This window comes from Sphingomonas limnosediminicola, assembly GCF_039537965.1.
Classification (GTDB): Bacteria; Pseudomonadota; Alphaproteobacteria; order Sphingomonadales; family Sphingomonadaceae; genus Sphingomicrobium; species Sphingomicrobium limnosediminicola.
In genome coordinates this window covers 1,052,432-1,070,071 of record NZ_BAABBM010000001.1, presented here as the reverse complement: position 1 = coordinate 1,070,071, position 17,640 = coordinate 1,052,432, and the positions used below count along the sequence as shown (strand labels likewise).

Genomic DNA, 17,640 nt, shown 5'->3' with positions numbered 1-17,640 from the left:
TCCTTCGGACACGCGCCAGATTCGTGCACAAGCTATCCACAATCGTGCTACATATGTTCCGCTTGGGTGTGGGGCCCGCACAGGCGTAGGGGACCACTCATGGCTGAAGTCGTGCGTATCGCTGAACCGGTTGAACCGGCTGTTCCTTCTCTCCCGCAAAACGTCGAAGCGGAGGCGGCGCTGCTCGGCGCATTGATGATCGACAACCGGCTGGTCGAGGACGTCCAACTCAAGCTCAAGCCGCACCACTTCTTCGAACCTCTCCACGGGCGCATCTACGAAGCGGTCCTGCGGATGACCGACAACAACCGTGTCGCGAACCCGGTGACGCTTCGGCCTTTGTTTGAATCCGACGAATCGATTAAGGAGGTCGGCGGACCTGCTTATCTGGCCCAATTGACCGGGTCGGGCGCCGCGGTGATCGGGGCCCGGGACTTCGCGCAACAGATCTATGATCTGGCGTTGCTTCGAGCGCTTGTCGGCGTTGGCCGCGACCTGGTTGAAGGCGCGCTCGACACGAGTGAGGACGTTGCCCCCCTCGCTCAAATCGAGCGCGCCGAATCCGAACTGTACAAGGTGGCGGAAGAAGGGGGAGCCGAGGGCAAGGCAAAGTCGTTCTCGGACGCCACCAAGGAAGCGCTCGCGATGGCCGAGCGCGCTCTCAACAGCGGTGGGCACCTCTCTGGCATCACCAGCGGCCTTGAAGGGATTAATGCCAAGGTTGGCGGTCTTCACAAATCCGACTTGATCATCCTCGCCGGCCGCCCGGGCATGGGCAAGACGTCGCTTGCGACGAACATCGCCTTCGCGGCGGCGCTGCGGTTCGCCCGCGATGCCGCGGAGGGGATCGAGGCCGCAAAGTCAGGCGGTGCGCCCGTTGCCTTCTTCAGCCTCGAAATGTCGTCGGACCAGCTGGCGACCCGCATCCTCGCGGAAGAATCGGGCATCAGCTCCGAAAACCTGCGCATGGGAAAGATTAGCCAGCAGGAGTTTCGACAGCTGGCGCGCGCGGCGGCCGAGTTGCAGAGCCTGCCGCTCTACATCGACGACACCCCCGGCCTGACGATCGCGGCTTTGCGCGCACGGGCACGACGGCTGAAGCGACAGAAAGGGATCGGCCTTGTCGTGGTCGACTACCTCCAGCTGCTGCAGGGAAGCAGCCGTGGCTCCAACGACAATCGCGTGCAGGAAATTTCCGAGATCAGCCGGGGCCTAAAGCAACTGGCCAAGGAGCTGGACCTCCCGGTACTCGCGCTGTCACAGCTCAGCCGTGCGGTGGAGCAGCGGGAGGACAAGCGGCCGCAGCTGTCCGACCTTCGTGAATCGGGCTCGATCGAGCAGGACGCCGACATGGTCTGGTTCGTCTATCGCGGCGACTATTATCTGGCGGCCAAGAAGCCCGACGACGACCATCCGGACATTGCGCAGTGGCGAGAGGAAATGGACCGGATTTACGGCCGCGCTGATCTCATCGTTGCGAAGCAGCGCCATGGTGCGACAGGGACCGTGCGCATGAAGTTCGACGCGAGAATCACGAAGTTCAGCGACGCCGCCGACGATCATTATCTGCCGGAGATGCGAAGCTAGCCGAGCCTGGGGTGGGGGGTTGAGGGCGCCGATGTGGGAGTCGGCGCCCTCAGTTTATTTACGGGCCGACGTCCTTGTCCTGCTGTTGCAGCGGCCCGCGGGTACCACCGCGCACGAGGCCGAGGGCCATGGCGACATCGTCATCCCAGCCGTAAACGTCCGGCCGAAACTGAATTCGCCCGCTGTCTAAGAAGGCGGTGTGATACAGCAGGCGGACGGGGATTTCGGTCTTCAGCCTGACCCATTTCTCCTCACCGCTCGTCAGCGCCTCTTGGAACTTATCGAAAACGCCATCCTGGTTCGTCAGCATGGCCGCGAACTGCAGAGCATTCTGAACTCGGACGCAGCCGTGGCTGCGATGGCGCTCGGGCAGGTCGAACAGCGCCTTGGCAGGCGTGTCATGAAGGTAGATCTGCTGTGCGTCCTCCATGTCGAACTTGACGAGGCCAAGTGAATTCTTGGGACCTGACTGCTGGACGTAACGGTCATTTTCGACCGCGAAATTGTTCTCCTGGAGCCAGACCTGACTTTTGTCTGCCATCTCCTTCGCCGCGATCGAATCCGGCACGCGCCACTTCGGGTTGGCGACAAGTTGCTTGAACGGGGCCTGGAGCTGCGGCGTTTGCTTGTCGGGTTCACCGGGGACGACGTTGCGGCGATCCTGATGATCGCCGTCGCGCCAATAATCGAGAAATGCGGCGGCCGTGTTGACGTCTATCCGCGTCTTTGGAGGATCGCGCTCGAGCCAGCGCAGGCGCTCCATATTGATCGCGATTTGCCGCGCCATGCCCGCTGGGCCGAGGTTGAGGATATCCAGCGTGTCGGGCCCGACGACGCCGTCCGCCTTCATCCCGAAGTCCGACTGCAGCCGTTTCACGCCGTCTACCAGCGCGCGGTCATAGATACTGGTCCGATGCCTGTTCACTTGCGACGTAGGCAAATAGCCGATGGCGTTCAGGGCAGCGCCGACTCCCTCCGCACGAGGGTCGCGCTTCCCCGGCTTGATCGGTTTTCCATCGGGAATCGGCAGCGGCCTGACCTGCGCGGCTTGCTTGAGGTAGCGAAGATGCGCCTCGCTGAGCGCTCGATACTCGTCGGTCTGCGGTGGCAGCGACGCGAACCAGGTTTTCAAGTCATTGCCCTCAAGCGCCTTGGCTAGCCCCGCTGCGACGTCGGCTTTGGCGCGTGGAATGGTGTAGACCTCCGCGATCTTCTTCGGATCGGCGTAGCCGCTCGCGAGGGCAGAGGCATATTTGAGAGCCGCAGTGGTCAATGCCGCTTCGCGCTCGGCAGCGCCGCTCGGCAGCGGTTCCTTTAGGAAAAGGTCGGGCTTGAGGCCATTCGCAGGGGCACCGGCGATGATCTCCAACAGCTGCTTCTCAGCCTTCTTGTCCCACGCGTCTTTCCATTGGCGCGCGGTATAGAAGGCGCGCGCCTGCGAATCGGTGACGCTGGATTGAAGAGCGCTGCTGTCGGCTTGATTGCCCGCGAACGGGAGCCGGTCACAGGAGGCGAACGAAACGCTGCACAGGGCAAGAATGAGCGCCTTGCCGACGCGGTACCTGATTTTCACGAGTGCCTGAACGCGGCGGTTCGCAAAAGCGATCCACAGCCGTTCCGTAGCGGGACCGGCTCAGTCTTCCTGCATGCTGGGATCGCGCAAGCCTTCTCCGATCGCCGCGCGTGGCCGGTCGGCCTCGCTGCTGGTTACCGGATAGGCGCAGTAATCGGCGGCGTAGAAGGCGCTGGGGCGATGATTGCCGCTGAGCCCGACACCGCCGAACGGCGCGTTCGAGGGAGCGCCGTTGGTGGGCTTGTTGCGGTTGATGACGCCCGCGCGGACGTTGGCCCAGAACTTGTCGTACAGGTCCGGGCTTCCGCCGATAAGGCTGGCGGCAAGACCGAACCGCGTATTGTTGGCCTCAGTGATCGCGGCGTCGAAGTCGGCGACACGGATAACCTGCAGGACCGGGCCAAAGATTTCCTCGTCGGGACGATCCCGCACCGTCGTCACGTCGATCAGGCCGGGTGTCAGGAAAGGCAGATCCTTCACCGGCCGGTCCAGGCGGCGAAGCGGCTTCCCCCCCTTCATCATTAGGCCAAGCCATTGTTCCTGCACATTATCGGCGGCGGCAAGATCGATGACGGGGCCCATGAATGGCTGCGGATCGGCGAACGGCTGGTCGACGATCATCCGGTCGATGATCTTCTGGATCGCTTCGATCAGCTCGCTCTCTTGCCCTTCTTCGACGATCAGGCGGCGGGCGGCGGTGCAGCGCTGGCCGGCGGTAAGGTATGCAGACTGGACGACCATGACCGCCGTGGCGTCAATGTCCTTGGCGTTCCAAACGACGAGCGGGTTGTTCCCTCCGAGTTCGAGCGCGAGGATCTTCTGCGGGGTCTCGGCGAACTGGCGATGCAACGACTGGCCCGCTCGCGCGGAGCCTGTGAAAAGGAGCCCGTCGATACCCGGTTCCCCGGCGAGCGCACGACCTTGATCGGGGCCGCCGAGCAAAAGGCGGACAACCCCCTCCGGGATCTTCGCTTCATGGAAGCAATGGACCAGAAACTCGCCGACCGCGGGCGTCTTTTCAGAAGGTTTGAAGACAACCGCATTGCCGGCAATCAGCGCCGGGACGATATGTCCATTCGGTAAGTGCGCCGGGAAATTGTAGGGTCCAAGCACCGCAATGACGCCATGCGGCTTATGGCGGACGGCAATCCGGTTACCGAGCGCGGCTTCCATCTTCCGCTGCGGCGTCCGCTCGGCATAGGCATCGATTGAAATATCAACCTTGTTGACGACTGCGCCGACTTCCGTTCGCGCTTCCCACATGGGCTTGCCGGTCTCACGCGCGATGAGTTCGGCAAATTCGGGCTCTTTTCTTCGCACGACATTGGCAAATCGGCGGAGCGCTTCGATCCGATAGGCGACCGAATGCGCAGCCCAGGCCGGCCAGGCAGCGCGTGCCGCTGCGACCTCGGTCGCCGCGTCACCGATCGATCCCGACCACATCTCTTCACCCGTGGCAGGGTTAAACGAGATCAGGTTGCCGCTCACAGACGAGCGGTCGGCGACGTCGCGCCGCTCGTCAAGCTGCCCGTGCATCTTGTTGCATTGCTTCGCCCATCCGCCGGACTGCTGTAACCTTGTCTGTTAACGGCTTCCAGTCATCGCGTTCAGCGATTGCCGACCATATGGTTTCGACCTCGTCGATTTGCATCGAGCAGGGGTTATCGTCCGACCAATATGGGTGCGTTTGGGGCGTTGCTCTTCCTTCCAGTCGTTGTGCAAATTCGCGAAATTTGTCGGACGGATAACGGTCGGCGCCCGGATCTCTCCCGCCGCGCCAGTCAAAAAAGATCCGATCGATCGACGCTTCCTTGGTCGCTAGCGCCCGGATAAGTGCGCCGGCTAGGCGGCGATCGTCGGCCTCGTAGGCTGGTCGGACGCCGAGGCGGCGCAGCATGGCCTGCGTCAGCGCAGCCTCGAAGCGCCCGCTCCATGACGCAAGAATGCCGGAAAGTGCTGGGCCGTCCGCCACGATCGACAGGCAGCCGGCAAGTTGGGCGAGGTCCCAGTGGATCGCCTCCGGCTGGCGTCCGAAAGTATAAAGACCGTAATGGTCGAAGTAGGCAGCGGTGAATTCGGGGTCCCAGTCCGGCGTGAACCGCCAGGGGCCATAGTCGAAGCTCTCGCCGGTGACATTGATATTGTCGCTGTTGAGGACGCCATGGACGAAGCCAGCGGCAAGATAGGAGGCGGCAAGCGTCGCGGTTGCGGAACTGGCGAGGTCAAAATAGCGCAGCGCGTTTTCCGCATCTTCCACTGCAGGCTCGCCATAGAGATTCTCAAGGCAGTATCGGACGAGCATTCGGATGTTCTCGGCCTGGCCGAAGAAGGCTAGACGCTGGAACGTGCCGATGCGAACGTTCCCGTGACTTAAGCGGGTTAGAACTGCTGAACGGGTGGGCGAGGGCTCATCGCCACGTTCAAGCGCTTCGCCGGTTTCGAAGACTGCGAAGGTCTTTGACGTCGGCACGCCGAGCGCCTCGAGCATTTCGGTAGCCAGGACTTCGCGGACAGCGCCTTTAAGGGTCAGCCGACCGTCGGCGTGACGGCTGTAGGGAGTTTGACCTGACCCCTTGGTCCCGAGATCGAGAAGGCGTTCGTCATTGTCGCGCAGCTGCGCGAACAGGAACCCGCGGCCATCTCCGATGTCCGGGTTGTAAACGCGAAACTGGTGACCGTGATAACGAAGGGCGAGCGGTTCGGTCAGATTGTCGGGAAGTGGCTCGAATCGGCAAAAGTTCGATGCCCACGCAGCCGCGTCGCGGCCGCCGAGACCGACACGCTCCGCCCATCGCTCGTTGAGAAAGCGAGGGATCGTCTTTGGGAACTCGGCCGGCGAAACGGGATCATAGAACTCCGATCCGAGCGTCAAGATCTTGGGGTCAGGCCGGTAAGTCGTCACCGCCAAGCTCCTCGGGCGACTGGAGGTTCCAACCGCAGCGCTTCCTCATCTCGGCTTGTGCCTAGAGCCTTGGAAAAGCGCGCGCAATGCGGCCCATCTTGAAGCGGGTAGCGCTGGCACGTAAACAGAAGTTTAACAGCGAGTCGCGACGCGGATCGCCGTCGGTGTGCGTGGGGGAAGCAAATCGAGGGGCCGCCAACCGCAAATGCGCGTGGGGTACAGAGGCTTTGATGGCGCTAAGGCACGAACTGCCGCACGTTCTCGCGGGGCGCGGCTCGACATTGTCACGCCGAGAGCGGCCGACGCCGCTTTGACAGCTGCGGCCCATTACTCGCTGCTCGACGGCCGCACAGCGCCTAGCTTTGCTGCTGCGGATCTGAATCGGGCGGACCTTGCAGGCACGATTGGGGCAAATGTGCCGTTTGAGCGCTCCGCACCCTATGATTCGAATTCGGAAAGCCTGACAAATAGTGCGCCGTTGGAAGCGCTCCGAAGCCTCGTCCGTTCGGAGTCGTCAGGGCCGCGCATCACCGCCGCCGACCTGGTGGCGGAACTCAGCGAGATAAACACGGAAATTCATCGGATCATGTCTCAGGTCGAAAAAGCCGTCGCCCGGCTCGTGACGTCTTGATCAGCTTAGCAGCCGCACTTCCGTCGCCATGAAGGTGACCTTGTCGAGACCGTCGCACGACTTGCTGACGTAAACCGTCCCCGCAAAGATGAGGCGCCGAGCGATGAAGCGCGTGCACTGCAGGTTCGGGCTCATGTTCCCATCGACGTAAACCGTTTCGGATGGGAAATAGATGAGACCTTCGAGTTCGGTGAAGCTGCCGCCGCCGATGTGGTTCTCATCGCCGGGCAGGTCGCGGGCCGCATGCCGGTCCTGATAAAAGAGAATGCCCTGGTTTGGGCCTTCCCGGGTCGCATGCATCTTTACAGTCGCGTCGCTGGAGATCTTCACCTTGCCGATCGACGCGCCATCGGTTCCGGCCGTCTCGCTGGTGAGAAAGATGGTGCAGGCACTGCATTCGACGTGGCCTTGAGGACCAACGACGAAATTGCCCTTGTTGAGAATGTATTCGCCGTCCTGCAGGAAAACCGGTCCGTTAAGGTACATGGTAGCGTAGCACCCCGGCTCGAGCACGAGCTTGCCGCCGGTGAGGTTGGCGGCGTCGGGGTTTGCCGTGATCTGCGGACAACCGGTGTTTGGCACCTGCGGCGGGTCGCTGTTCGCAAGCGGGTCCTCTTGCGCAAGGGCATGTGCGCGCGTGCGTGAGCCCGAGATTGAAGTCATGTCGATGCCGCCGTAAGCGCGGATGTCCGCCGCCTTGAGGCTGGACGAACTGTCGGCCTGTATTGCCTTGGCGCCGGTAGCGTTCGTGGTGACGCCGCACTCCATGTCGACTTTCGAGTTCGGACGGACGACAACGCCGGCGTCGTCATCCATGTCGCCCAGTGCGAATGAACAATATTTGCCGTTCTCGACGACACTTGCCGTGGCCTCGGCCGTGATCGTCGGCACCGTCTTCATGAACATCGATGCGAAGGTAGTCTTAGCCGGGATCGTTACCCGGACGGTCACCGCGAACGGATCGGCTTCATGGCCGGGCGGCGATTCGATCGCCTGGATGCTGGCATTGTCAGGAACTCCGCCGCCCTTGGTCAGGCTCGAGTTGACCGCATTCTGCATGTCGCCGTCCGCGATCAGGCCATAAACGCCCGCCATTGCCGCCGCGTCAGTCGCTGCCTGGACCTCGCGCTTTTGAAGCACCCAGTGAACGCCATCGACCGCCAGCCCCGCTGCGCCGATCAGCAACGGGAAAGCCGCTGCGGCGATGAGCGCCACGTTGCCGCTGCGGTCTGCCGCAAGCCGCCAGAGAGCTGGAATGTGTCTCTGAAAGGACCGTCTAAGCACCATTTGTTGCGTTTAACCTCGTGTCCGTGCGGACCGCATGAAGGAGGCAGAGCCGGCACGTAACCGGCTCAGCCCAGTTCATCACATTGCCATGCCGCCGGCGGGAATGGGAACGAGGTGTTTCGGGTTAGTCCAGCCGTACGATGGCTGCATGGCTCCCTTCATTTGAGTGCCGTTGCCCAAGTCGCCGCCCGTGCAAGACAAATGCTTGTTGATGCAGTTGTCGGTCCACGTCGCCAAAGTCTGCGGATCCCAAGCCCCGAACCAGTCGGCGTGGAGCGACCAACCTCGTGGCTTACTCGGGTCCATCGCATCACTAGATAGTGTCCACTTACTCGCATCATCGCCCGGCGCGATACGATATGCGACCGAGATTAAGAATGCGGGTATGACGAAGGGGTGGGCGTCGTCGCAACGACCATTATAGGGGTAGTCGACGTGCGATCCATGGTCAGGCACATCCAAGTTCTTGCCGTCCCAACAGCTAGGCATCTGTACGATTGCCTCAATTGAATCACCGACTGCACAATTTGGCGTGGCTTCATCCAGTGACATATACCAGCCACTGCCGCTGTTTGAGCTGCCATTGCTCGTTACGCAATTATAACGGTACGGCCAAGCATACGCGACGTGGGCCGGCAAATGAGCCTGGCGGTAACCGCCCTGCATGTTCGAGCCCGAAATGAAACGCAACCCATTGGGTAACGCGATGCATTTTCCCAGAGCCGCAGTGTTCGTCTCCGGATGACAGCGGCTATCGCTGTCGGGCAACCGTTTGTAATAGATGGTTATAAAGTCAGGCTGAACGACATTACCCTTGCCGTCCAGCATCGCAGGAATCCAGTACGCGGAGCGATTCAGCGTGTGACCATTCCCATCGCTACCGCAGGTTCCGTCACCGGAAGCTCGCAAGGACTCATAAGTTGAATACGCGTCCGTTCTCGTATTTCCGTAGTACTGGTGGAGGTGAGAACGTCCGGGCTGGCCTGGGTACTGGATGGGATCATCGTACTTCAACGGTCCGGCGCCGCAGATGAACCGGAACGCGCCTAAGGGGTCCGACCCCATGCTGGGTGGGATAGCTCCACTGCCCCATGTCGGCACAAGCGCCGTCGCGGTCGGAAACTCCGAGGGAATCGTCGTCAATTCCGTAAAACCGCCTGCAGACGTCGTGCTTGTCGTCGGAGTTGGCGTTGGACTTGGAGTTGGAGTTGGAGTTGGAGTTGGAGTCCCGCCGCTGGTCGAAGTTGTCGAGCTCTTTTTCTTCCCACTGCCGGCTCTAACCGGGCCGGAGCTGGTTTCCGCGCGCGCAGATATCCGCAAGGGATCGAACTTACCGCCGGTGGCCGACGGCATGAGTGCGGCTCCGACGAAAAGCGCTGCGGCTCCCCAAGCGAGACCTTTGAATGCGAGAAATCCGTCGCTCATGTAATGGGTCCTCTAGACGGCAAGAATTCTTCGCCGCGAGAGTGGGTTCTCAACGTAAAGATAGGGTAAATGAGACGTTAAGGCCACGGTCACCTTCTCAGTTGAATTCCTTTTGGTGGCGCGAAGGTTAACGGCCGATCCGCGAAGGCGCTTCGGGAGCCAATCGCGTCTAAACACCGCGTTGCAGAGGGGCGAGGTCCCTCTTACCGCAGAGACAGATAGAAGGTGCTGTTCGAAGTACTTCCGATGCCCGCTTCGGTAATCGGCATCTTGTTTCAAATCTGACGCCTGCTCAGACGCGAAATGGCTCGCGAGGGCGCGCTCTAACCGGGTTGCGACGCAGAAATGCGCTCAGAAGGTGAAGAAGTGCGTCCTCAGCTTCGAGGTGGGTCGTGCGAACAGGAAGTCGACTTGAGCAAGGTCTATGCCGTTCGGGCGGCTGAAGCCGCTGATGTCAAAAGGCGAAAAATCGCGCTCCGCCATGTAGCTTAGGACTTCGAGCGCGGTCGGGGCGCCCTCGTTGTAAGGCAGAAGAGCGACTTCGAGCTGGACCAACTCACAGGCCGCGAGGGCCCGCTCACCGCCGCCGAGAACCTCGAGCTCCGCGCCTTGAACGTCGATCTTGAGGAAAGCCCCGCGAGGGACTTCTCCGGCCAGCTCGTCGAGCGTGCACGTTCTCAATTCGCGAGTTGTGCGGGGAGCGTTGCTATTCTCTGAGAACATCGACGATCCCGTTTCCATTTCAAAAAATTGTCTTCGTTCTCCGCTGGCACTGCTGAGAAGCGCCTGCGCATAACGGACGTCGGCGAGTTCGTGAGACACCTTTTCCAAGATGGGCCGCTTTGAAAGCTGTGCTTCAATCATCAATGTCGGTACATCTCCGAAGACACGGCGCGCTAGCCGCGTCCAATTACCTTCGTAGGCGCCGACGTCGATCATGAAGGTCGGCCTAAAGCCTTTCGTTTGCAGTCGACGGTAGGCAAGCTCCTCGGGTGCTACGAACTCTCGACCAAGGGCCTTAGACAGCAGGCGCTTCACGCCAAGCTTACTGTGAGAGAGCATCTAGCAATCGCTGAACGGATTACCGGCATGCATGTCGGTAGGCGCTACCGGTCGAATCTGCTTCTCGGAAGGGGCGCTGCAGTCTTGTCGCGCCCGCCGCTTGGTGCCGGAGGGCGGCGGAACGCCTTCGTCGATCAGTAGAGTGCCTTTGCCTGCATCTGCGAGGAGGACCTGTTTCGGCTGATTGTTGCCTCCGGCGATGCCTGCACCATCTGCCGCAAGCGGAGTCGGCGTCGTTAGACCGGAATTTAGAAGTGCCTGCGCTTGATCCGCGGCCTCAGCTGCCACGGACGCCGTCGATGGCTCCGTCGCTAGCAGTGGTTCCTTACCGCCGTAGCGCTGCGAAAACGCCGCCTGAGTGCCCAGTCTGCCTTGCAGGCGATAGAAGATGTGGTGCCCGATCTGGACCTGCTTCGCAAGCGAGTCGGCCCAATATGGAAGCACGTAATCGGCATGATAGTGGGTTGCGTGCCCAACCGCAGCAAAGACCTTTCCCTCAAGCGCCTGCGAGGCGATTTTCTTGGCCCGGGCCCAGATTGATGGGATGGGATTGCGCATCAGAGCCCCATCGCACGTGAATGTGAACTGGCAACCGGTGGGAAGATTCGAGCCCTGATACACCACGCCGCATACGGTCGACGGGAAGCCTGGATGTCGCATTCGATTCAAGACGACCTGGGCAACTGCTCGCTGACCGTCGATACCCTCGGTTGCCGCTTCGTAGTAGACGGCTTGCGTAAGGCATTCGAGCGCGCGTTCGCGGCTCCCGTCATCGGCGATAAGCCGGAATTGCTTGGCCGGGGTATCCGGCGTGATGTCAAAGGGCCGGTCCTCGTTCGCCTTGAGCGCCTCTTCTGGCGTCAGCGGCTTGACCACGTTTAGGGGTGCCACCGCTTCGCCGGTGGAGCTGGCGATCTTGGCGGCCCGCTGCGCGCGGCGCAGGTCCTCGACCTTGTTGGCGTTGGCGAAAAGGCCGGCGGTCGCGAGCGCGAGCGCAAGCATGGCTAACGCATAAGGGATCGCCCGTTGAAGCGCGGACCGGCGCGGCCGCTCGAGATCGAGAAGATGCACGCTCATTACGATCCCTCGCGCGCGAGCGCGGCATAAGACTGAATGATGCGTGCCTTCCCGAGGGCGCACGACTGGCGCCTCTCGGTAACGGGTGCCCGAAGGAATCTCATGTGCGCGAAACTATCCTCAGCTGACCCGGTTCACCCTTTACCAGTTAGCCTATATTGAACAAAGGGGCGGGGAGGGGTTTCGCAATTGGCGCTGTCCCTTAGCGGAACATTAAAGAACAAACCCTAGCCGGAAGACGAGGCTTGATGCGACCGGGCCGGCCAGCATACGAGCAATTGCCAGTAATGACGGGGACGATCGCGTAAATGACGAAAATGGCCGTCATCGGCCTGGGCAAGATGGGGCTGTCGCACCTTGCGATCGCCAACGGTTTGCCCGGCATTGAGATCGTCGCAATGGCGGATTCCGCCCCGCTCGTCGGGTCTGCGCTGGCGAAGGTCACCGGGCTTAAGCACGTAAGCGATGCCAAGGACGCGTTGGCTATCGATGGGCTCGAGGCAGTGATCGTCGCGACCCCGACCATCTCGCACGAGGCGATCGTTCGCGATGCGCTGAGCCGCGGGATCCACGTCTTCTGCGAGAAGCCGCTAACGCTGAATGAGCAGGTCAGTGTCGAGCTTGCGGCGCTGGCGGACGAAAAAGGCCTAGTGACGCAGGTCGGCTATCATAATCGCTTCGTTGCCGTATTCGGTGAGATGAAGCGGCTGCTTGACGCTCGCGCGCTGGGCAGAGTGAGCCATGTCACTGCCGAGGCCTATGGCCCCGTGGTCACGCGGCCTTCGAAGCCGACGTGGCGGGGCAAGGCCGAACTCGGCGGTGGCGCGTTGCTGGATTATGCCGCGCATCCGCTGAATTTGCTCAACTGGTATTTCGGCGCCTCGACAGGGTGCGACAGCGCCATTCTGAGCAGCATTTTTTCCAAGGGCGTTGAGGATGAGGTTTATGCCTCGCTTCGTTATGGCGACGTTTCGGGCCAGCTGTCGGTCAATTGGTCGGACTCGTCGCAGCGGAAAATGACGACGCAGATCACCGTTTGGGGCGACCGAGGGAAGCTTTACGCCGACCGGCAGGAACTGCGCGTATTCCTCACCGACGCGATCGATGCGCCCGCAGGTTACGAGGAAGGCTGGAACGTCCGATACACGACCGACCTCACGCAGCCCGTCGAATTCTACATCCGCGGCGAGGAATATTCGGCGCAGCTTGAGACATTCCGCGATCGGGTGTCCGGTAAGTCGAAGGAAGTGGTGAACAGCTTCGCCGACGCGGCGATGACGGACGCGACCATTCGCATGATCCGGTCCGCTGCCGGTGGCGATGTGACGGTGGCACGGCCGGTTGCGGCCAATGATGCGAAGCGCGGCCTGCTGTCGCGTGTGCTCGGGCGGTCGTGAACAGCATCATCCCAGTAAGCTCTTCGCGGTACCCGGCCTGGAAGAAGTGCCGGATCCTCAACGCGTGGGTCGATGATTTGATGGTTGAGCAGGTTGTGGATCGCCTCGATGAAGGCATCTTGTGGACGCTCAATCCTGATCACCTTTACCACCTTCAGCGTAATGCGGATTTTGTGGAGGCCTACCGGCAGGCCGCGATCGTCTCGTCCGACAGCAAATATGTCTATTGGGGCCTGAAGTTTCTGGGCCGCGCCATTCAGTCCAAGGCCTCCGGGTCCGACATTGTCCCCGCCTATTGGCGCCGGCACGCGGACAATCCGGACGTTCGCATTTTCATGCTCGGCGCCAAGCCGGGCATTGCTGAACAGGCGCGGCAGCGCATCAATGGCATCGCCGGACGCGAAGTGGTGGTCGGCGCACACGGTCCGTCGATGAACTTCGTCAATGATCCCGGCGAAACTGCTGAAGCGATCCGCATGATTAACGAATGCAAGGCAACTTGCCTCATCGTCGGGCTTGGTGCGCCGAAGCAGGAAATCTGGATCGTCCGCAACCGGCACCTGATGCCGACCGTGAAAGTCTGTATGGGAGTTGGCGCGACCATCGATTACGAAGCCCAGGCAGTCGTGCGCGCCCCGCAGTGGATGGCGCAGAACGGCCTTGAATGGGTCTATCGCATGGTTACGGAGCCGCGCCGCTATTGGCGCCGCTATGCGAGGACGCTCGAATTCTTCTGGCTCGTCCTGTTCGACCGGCTCGGCCTTTACCGGCCGCCAGCCAAGCTCGGGCAGACGATCGCCGTCGCGAATGAAGTAAAGGCAGCTTAGGCGTGGACAGGATTCTCTTCGGCGACAACCAGTTCTTCGGCGTTAACCACATGTCCGAGGAAAAGGCGCGCCAACAGGCGATGCGCTTCCAGGACCTCGGCGAGATCATGCGCGTGCTGGAAGCCGCGAAGGAACTAGGCGCCGGCGGGTTCATGTGCACGACCCACGACCGCATCGCCGACGTCTGCGACCTGATGCGGACGGCACCGGCCAAGTGGGAAGGCTTCAACCTCCTTCCGTGCATGCCCTATGCGCACAAATACGCGAACGCGGTGACCGAGCTCGGCTATTTCGATGCGCTCCGTAAGTTCCTGCCCAAGGATGGCCTGGTCGACACCGTGCTTCGCGGCGGCAGGGCGCTCGCGACGCAGGACATGAGCGCGATGATCGGCTTGCTCGTCGATGCCGAAATGAAAATGTTCCATGGCCTGCCGACGCCGATCATCTTCCTTCAGAACGTCGTCACCGACCTTGTAATCGGCCTTCGGGCCGTCGACGCGCTGGGCGCTTTCGCCCGGCACGTGAAGAAGAAATATGGCGCGGAACCCGGCTTCATTACGATGAACGTGCCCATGTTACTACCGTTGCTCGACGAAGCAGGGGTCAAGAACCCGATCGTCTGCGCCAACGTCAACAAGATCGGCTTCCGCATGAGCGGTGGCATCCAGGGATATCGCGATGCGGCCGAGCGGTACTCGCCGCGGATGATCGCCATGTCGATCTTCGCGTCGGGTGGCATCGCGCCGCGCGAGGCAATCGAGTGGGTGCTCGATGAGCCTTACGTCCAGTCGATTGTGTTCGGTGCATCCTCGCGCGGCAACATCCAGAACACGATCAGCCTGATCAACGAGAAGTTGGGCGAGCCCGCTTAATAATTAATAAGCGTCGGCGTCGTAAAGGACGGCGCGGAAAGTCGCGAGCAAGATCCCGAGATCCAGCCAGACCGACCAATTCTCGATATATTTCCGATCATATTCGACGCGGAGCTTCGCGCGCTCGATCGTGCGGATCTCGCCGCGCACACCCTTAACCTGCGCCAGTCCAGTGATGCCGGGCTTCACGCGATGGCGACCGGCGTAGCCACGGACCGCATCCTGATAATAACGCTCGCCGACCTTCATGTGCGTCGCGTGCGGGCGCGGCCCGACGAGCGACATGTCGCCCTTGATGACGTTCAGCAGCTGCGGCAGCTCGTCAAGGCTCAGGCGTCGCAGCCAGCGACCGATCGGCGTCACGCGCGGGTCGTTTGCCGTCGTGGTCTGCTCGGCCTTCAGGTCCGACCGGTCGGCAAACATGGTACGAAACTTGAGCACGCGGATGAGCTCATTGTTAAAACCAATGCGCGGCTGAACGAAGAAAACCGGGCCCGGGCTGGAGATTTTCACGAGTAAGCCAACGATCAGCATAACCGGTGAAAGAAGGGCCGTCGCCGTGCCGGCGATAAGCAGATCCTCGCCGCGCTTTACTAGACCGTTGATGTCACGGAACGGCCGTTGCCACAGCGTCAGCACGGGCAGCTGGCCGAGAAGGTGCACGCGATAATCCGGTGCTAGCTGAATGGCCTCGGACGGGACGACGGCAACGTCGACGGAGACGTTGCTGAGTTCTTCAACGATTGCGTGAAGACGCTGCGGGGGCATGTTCGGCACGCAGAACAGAACCTGATCGAGTTCGCCCTGACGCGCGAGTTCCAGCACTTGGTCCAGCCCACCGATCATCTTCAGGCCGTCGACCGACTTCACCTTCGGCCGGTCGTCGGCGACTCCCAAATACTTAAGGTGCGGTAGGTCCATCAGCTCGATGATGCGGCGGATCATGGCTATCGAAGCCGGATCCGCGCCGTAAAAGACGATCCGCTGTTCGATCGATCCGCTGCCGGCAAGGTACCGAACGGCGCCGCGAACAATGGGTCGCGATGCGAGAAGCAGAGCACTGAAGGAAAGCAGGAAAAGTATCGCAATGCCCCGCGAGAGATTCTCAATCATCCCGAACTGCCAAACGAGTGCAGAGGCGATGAGCACTGCTGCGAGCGCGTCAATCACAGAATCCGCTTCGTGCTCGAAGAGGTTCACAAGCGTGCGATTGTAAGCGTGACGTGAGGCCCGGATCAGCAGGTAGGTCGCGCCAGCAGATGAAAATGCGAATATGCCGACCGACGTGACTAGCCGGTCAGCGAAAAACAGACGGTAGGCGATTAGTGAAAGGGGTACGCTGAGGCCAAGGCAAATCAGATCGGCGACGAAGAAAATCGGCCCTGCAATGTTTGATGTGAATCGGATCCGATGCCGTGCAAATGCACCTGTGTTCAGGCCGCTTTGCGAGGACGGCCGATCCGTCAAAGCCGTTACGGCTGACTCGCCCGCAGAGCGCATTACAGAAATTCCTTCTCAAGAATGCTCGATCGTCGATCTTCAACTTCGCGCCTCAGACGACGCTCACCGTCTGCATCGCCAGTGGACACCAAAACGCTTTTTAAGGCGGAGAAAACGCGGTTGTCTTGCGGCATGTCCTGAAATGCATCCCAGAGAGTCCGACGCACGTCTTGCCGACGTCCTGCCGCAAAAAAGGCGCGTGCGAGAAGAATGCGATCTCCGCCATCCTTCGGATTTGCAATGACGAGCCGTTGAGCGTCGATGATCGCCTGCTTTGTATTTCCTGTCTGCATTAGTAGTGCGGAGCGGCCGCGCAGCGCCTGCGGTTGATCGGGTTCAACCGCCAACACTTCGCCAAATAATTTCAGTGCGTCAGCCCGACGCCCCTGGAGAGCCATCGATTGCGCGATCACGGCGTTGAGCCCGGCGTTGGCCTGTTTTAGCGGCAGCTGAGGAGGACCGAGCAATTGCTCGGCCGAAGCTGGCTTTCCAACTCGATTAAAATAATCGGCGAAAGCTACGCGCCGGTCTCCCGAATAACGCTGAGCCAAGTGAATTGCATTGGGCAGAGTGACCTCTTCGGGCGCGAATTCCGCCCATAGTCCAAGCGTCGCGTAGATCGTTTGTACGGGCGCATCACCACTTAGGATTGAGTTCGAGACGCTCGCGGCACGGCCGAGGTCGCTCGATCGAAGCGCCGCCTCGAGCAATTGCTGCGAGATGCGACTATCTTTGCCATTGAGCTGATAAAGCCTTGTCGCAACGCGTGTGGCGCTAGGCCAGTCACCTCGGCTCCTGTAGATAGCGGATAACGCTCGGAGCGCCTGCCCATCGTCTGGCACCATCTGTAATTGCTGCTCTAACAAGGCCACAGCGTCATCGGGCCGGCCAGCGCCCATCAGCACCTTAGCCTTTAGAATTTTCGCGATAGGGTCAGCCGGAGCGGCTCTTAATAGCTGGTCGGCCGCAGCGTTCGCCTTGTCGAGATCGCCTCGTTTCAGATCTACAAAACCATTGACGAGAGTGATCGTGGGGTCGTCGGGTGCGAGTAGCTCGAGACTTTTTGCTTGCTCTTCGGCAAGATCTAACTGACCTGCATATATCGCAAGCTGAGCCAGAGTCGCGACCACCTGAGCATTGGTGCGATCGAGTTCATGCGCGTGAGCGAACGCATCGTAAGCCCCTCGGAAATCGCCCAGCTGCAAGTCGATCTTTCCCAGCTGCACCCACCAGTCGCTGACATCTTCTTGGGTTTGCACGAGCGACAATAGCGCAAAACGCGCGCCCTGGAGGTCTCCATTGGCGGTCGCGGTCTGATACTGGGCGTAGTATTTCTTCGCTTCGTACGTTCGCCAGTAGCCGCAGCCGGACAATGCGGGAGCTACGATCGTCAGCGCCAGGACGGTCAGCCGGAAAAAGAGGGTTCGTTTTGCCACCTTCTGCTTATATTACTGGAATGAAGACATTTGTAACCGGGCTCGAGTAGGGTTGAAGCGTGAT

General features: G+C 60.8%; 14 protein-coding genes. 5 read left to right on the top strand and 9 right to left on the bottom strand.

The genetic code is table 11. The features are described from left to right. The first annotated feature begins 99 nt into the window (after window positions 1–99). On the top strand, window positions 100–1,587 hold the full coding sequence (locus ABD704_RS05450; RefSeq protein ID WP_344698664.1) for a replicative DNA helicase: 1,488 nt from the start codon (window positions 100–102) through the stop codon (window positions 1,585–1,587). Window positions 1,588–1,645: 58 nt separating this feature from the next. Here the strand turns inward: ABD704_RS05450 and ABD704_RS05445 are convergent, their stop codons facing one another. Genes ABD704_RS05445 through ABD704_RS05435 form a run of 3 tightly spaced genes read right to left on the bottom strand, consistent with a single transcriptional unit; the run spans window position 1,646 to window position 6,062 of the window. Then, window positions 1,646–3,160: a L,D-transpeptidase family protein gene (locus ABD704_RS05445; protein WP_344698663.1), complete on the bottom strand. Its 1,515-nt coding sequence runs from the start codon at window positions 3,158–3,160 to the stop codon at window positions 1,646–1,648. A 60-nt stretch (window positions 3,161–3,220) separates the two neighbouring features. Further along, window positions 3,221–4,696, bottom strand: a complete 1,476-nt coding sequence (gene astD / locus ABD704_RS05440; protein WP_344698662.1) for a succinylglutamate-semialdehyde dehydrogenase — start codon at window positions 4,694–4,696, stop codon at window positions 3,221–3,223. Continuing rightward, window positions 4,680–6,062: a protein adenylyltransferase SelO family protein gene (locus tag ABD704_RS05435; RefSeq protein ID WP_344698661.1), complete on the bottom strand. Its 1,383-nt coding sequence runs from the start codon at window positions 6,060–6,062 to the stop codon at window positions 4,680–4,682. The genes astD and ABD704_RS05435 overlap by 17 nt, the downstream gene beginning before the upstream one ends. Before the next feature lie 310 nt (window positions 6,063–6,372). Here ABD704_RS05435 and ABD704_RS05430 point away from each other — a divergent pair, with 310 nt between their 5' ends. Next, on the top strand, window positions 6,373–6,693 hold the full coding sequence (locus tag ABD704_RS05430) for a hypothetical protein (protein ID WP_344698660.1): 321 nt from the start codon (window positions 6,373–6,375) through the stop codon (window positions 6,691–6,693). Here ABD704_RS05430 and ABD704_RS05425 read toward each other — a convergent pair whose 3' ends face one another. From ABD704_RS05425 to ABD704_RS05410, 4 genes are all read right to left on the bottom strand, one after another. Beyond that, window positions 6,694–7,908, bottom strand: a complete 1,215-nt coding sequence (locus tag ABD704_RS05425; RefSeq protein WP_344698659.1) for a pilus assembly protein TadG-related protein — start codon at window positions 7,906–7,908, stop codon at window positions 6,694–6,696. Window positions 7,909–8,058: 150 nt separating this feature from the next. After that, complete coding sequence (locus tag ABD704_RS05420; protein ID WP_344700497.1) at window positions 8,059–9,045, bottom strand: DUF1996 domain-containing protein; 987 nt, start codon at window positions 9,043–9,045, stop codon at window positions 8,059–8,061. Between the two features lie 711 nt (window positions 9,046–9,756). After that, window positions 9,757–10,344 (bottom strand): FkbM family methyltransferase, encoded by a 588-nt coding sequence (locus tag ABD704_RS05415; RefSeq protein ID WP_344698658.1) that lies wholly within the window; start codon window positions 10,342–10,344, stop codon window positions 9,757–9,759. A gap of 123 nt (window positions 10,345–10,467) precedes the next feature. Beyond that, a complete protein-coding gene (locus tag ABD704_RS05410) occupies window positions 10,468–11,544 on the bottom strand; it encodes a cell wall hydrolase (RefSeq protein ID WP_344698657.1) in 1,077 nt (358 codons plus the stop codon). 317 nt (window positions 11,545–11,861) lie between these two features. Between ABD704_RS05410 and ABD704_RS05405 the strand changes: the two genes are divergently transcribed. Genes ABD704_RS05405 through ABD704_RS05395 form a run of 3 tightly spaced genes read left to right on the top strand, consistent with a single transcriptional unit; the run spans window position 11,862 to window position 14,640 of the window. Continuing rightward, on the top strand, window positions 11,862–12,941 hold the full coding sequence (locus tag ABD704_RS05405) for a Gfo/Idh/MocA family protein (RefSeq protein WP_344698656.1): 1,080 nt from the start codon (window positions 11,862–11,864) through the stop codon (window positions 12,939–12,941). Continuing rightward, on the top strand, window positions 12,938–13,768 hold the full coding sequence (locus tag ABD704_RS05400; protein ID WP_344698655.1) for a WecB/TagA/CpsF family glycosyltransferase: 831 nt from the start codon (window positions 12,938–12,940) through the stop codon (window positions 13,766–13,768). Before ABD704_RS05405 ends, ABD704_RS05400 begins: the two co-directional genes overlap by 4 nt. A 2-nt stretch (window positions 13,769–13,770) precedes the next feature. After that, window positions 13,771–14,640, top strand: coding sequence for a hypothetical protein (locus ABD704_RS05395; RefSeq protein ID WP_344698654.1), 870 nt, complete (start codon window positions 13,771–13,773; stop codon window positions 14,638–14,640). A gap of 3 nt (window positions 14,641–14,643) precedes the next feature. Here the strand turns inward: ABD704_RS05395 and ABD704_RS05390 are convergent, their stop codons facing one another. Continuing rightward, entirely contained in the window at window positions 14,644–16,140 is a 1,497-nt protein-coding gene (locus tag ABD704_RS05390) for an exopolysaccharide biosynthesis polyprenyl glycosylphosphotransferase (protein ID WP_344698653.1), read from the bottom strand. Continuing rightward, window positions 16,140–17,576: a tetratricopeptide repeat protein gene (locus tag ABD704_RS05385; RefSeq protein WP_344698652.1), complete on the bottom strand. Its 1,437-nt coding sequence runs from the start codon at window positions 17,574–17,576 to the stop codon at window positions 16,140–16,142. The genes ABD704_RS05390 and ABD704_RS05385 overlap by 1 nt, the downstream gene beginning before the upstream one ends. Window positions 17,577–17,640 lie beyond the last annotated feature (64 nt).

Excerpts from the sequence above, each read along its gene's own strand:
- ABD704_RS05450 (WP_344698664.1), top strand. The coding sequence starts at position 100 with ATGGCTGAAGTCGTGCGTATCGCTGAACCGGTTGAACCGGCTGTTCCT.
- astD (WP_344698662.1), bottom strand. The coding sequence starts at position 4,696 with ATGCACGGGCAGCTTGACGAGCGGCGCGACGTCGCCGACCGCTCGTCT.
- ABD704_RS05420 (WP_344700497.1), bottom strand. The coding sequence starts at position 9,045 with ATGGGGTCGGACCCCTTAGGCGCGTTCCGGTTCATCTGCGGCGCCGGA.
- ABD704_RS05415 (WP_344698658.1), bottom strand. The coding sequence starts at position 10,344 with ATGATCGACGTCGGCGCCTACGAAGGTAATTGGACGCGGCTAGCGCGC.
- ABD704_RS05410 (WP_344698657.1), bottom strand. The coding sequence starts at position 11,544 with ATGAGCGTGCATCTTCTCGATCTCGAGCGGCCGCGCCGGTCCGCGCTT.
- ABD704_RS05405 (WP_344698656.1), top strand. The coding sequence starts at position 11,862 with ATGGCCGTCATCGGCCTGGGCAAGATGGGGCTGTCGCACCTTGCGATC.
- ABD704_RS05390 (WP_344698653.1), bottom strand. The coding sequence starts at position 16,140 with ATGCGCTCTGCGGGCGAGTCAGCCGTAACGGCTTTGACGGATCGGCCG.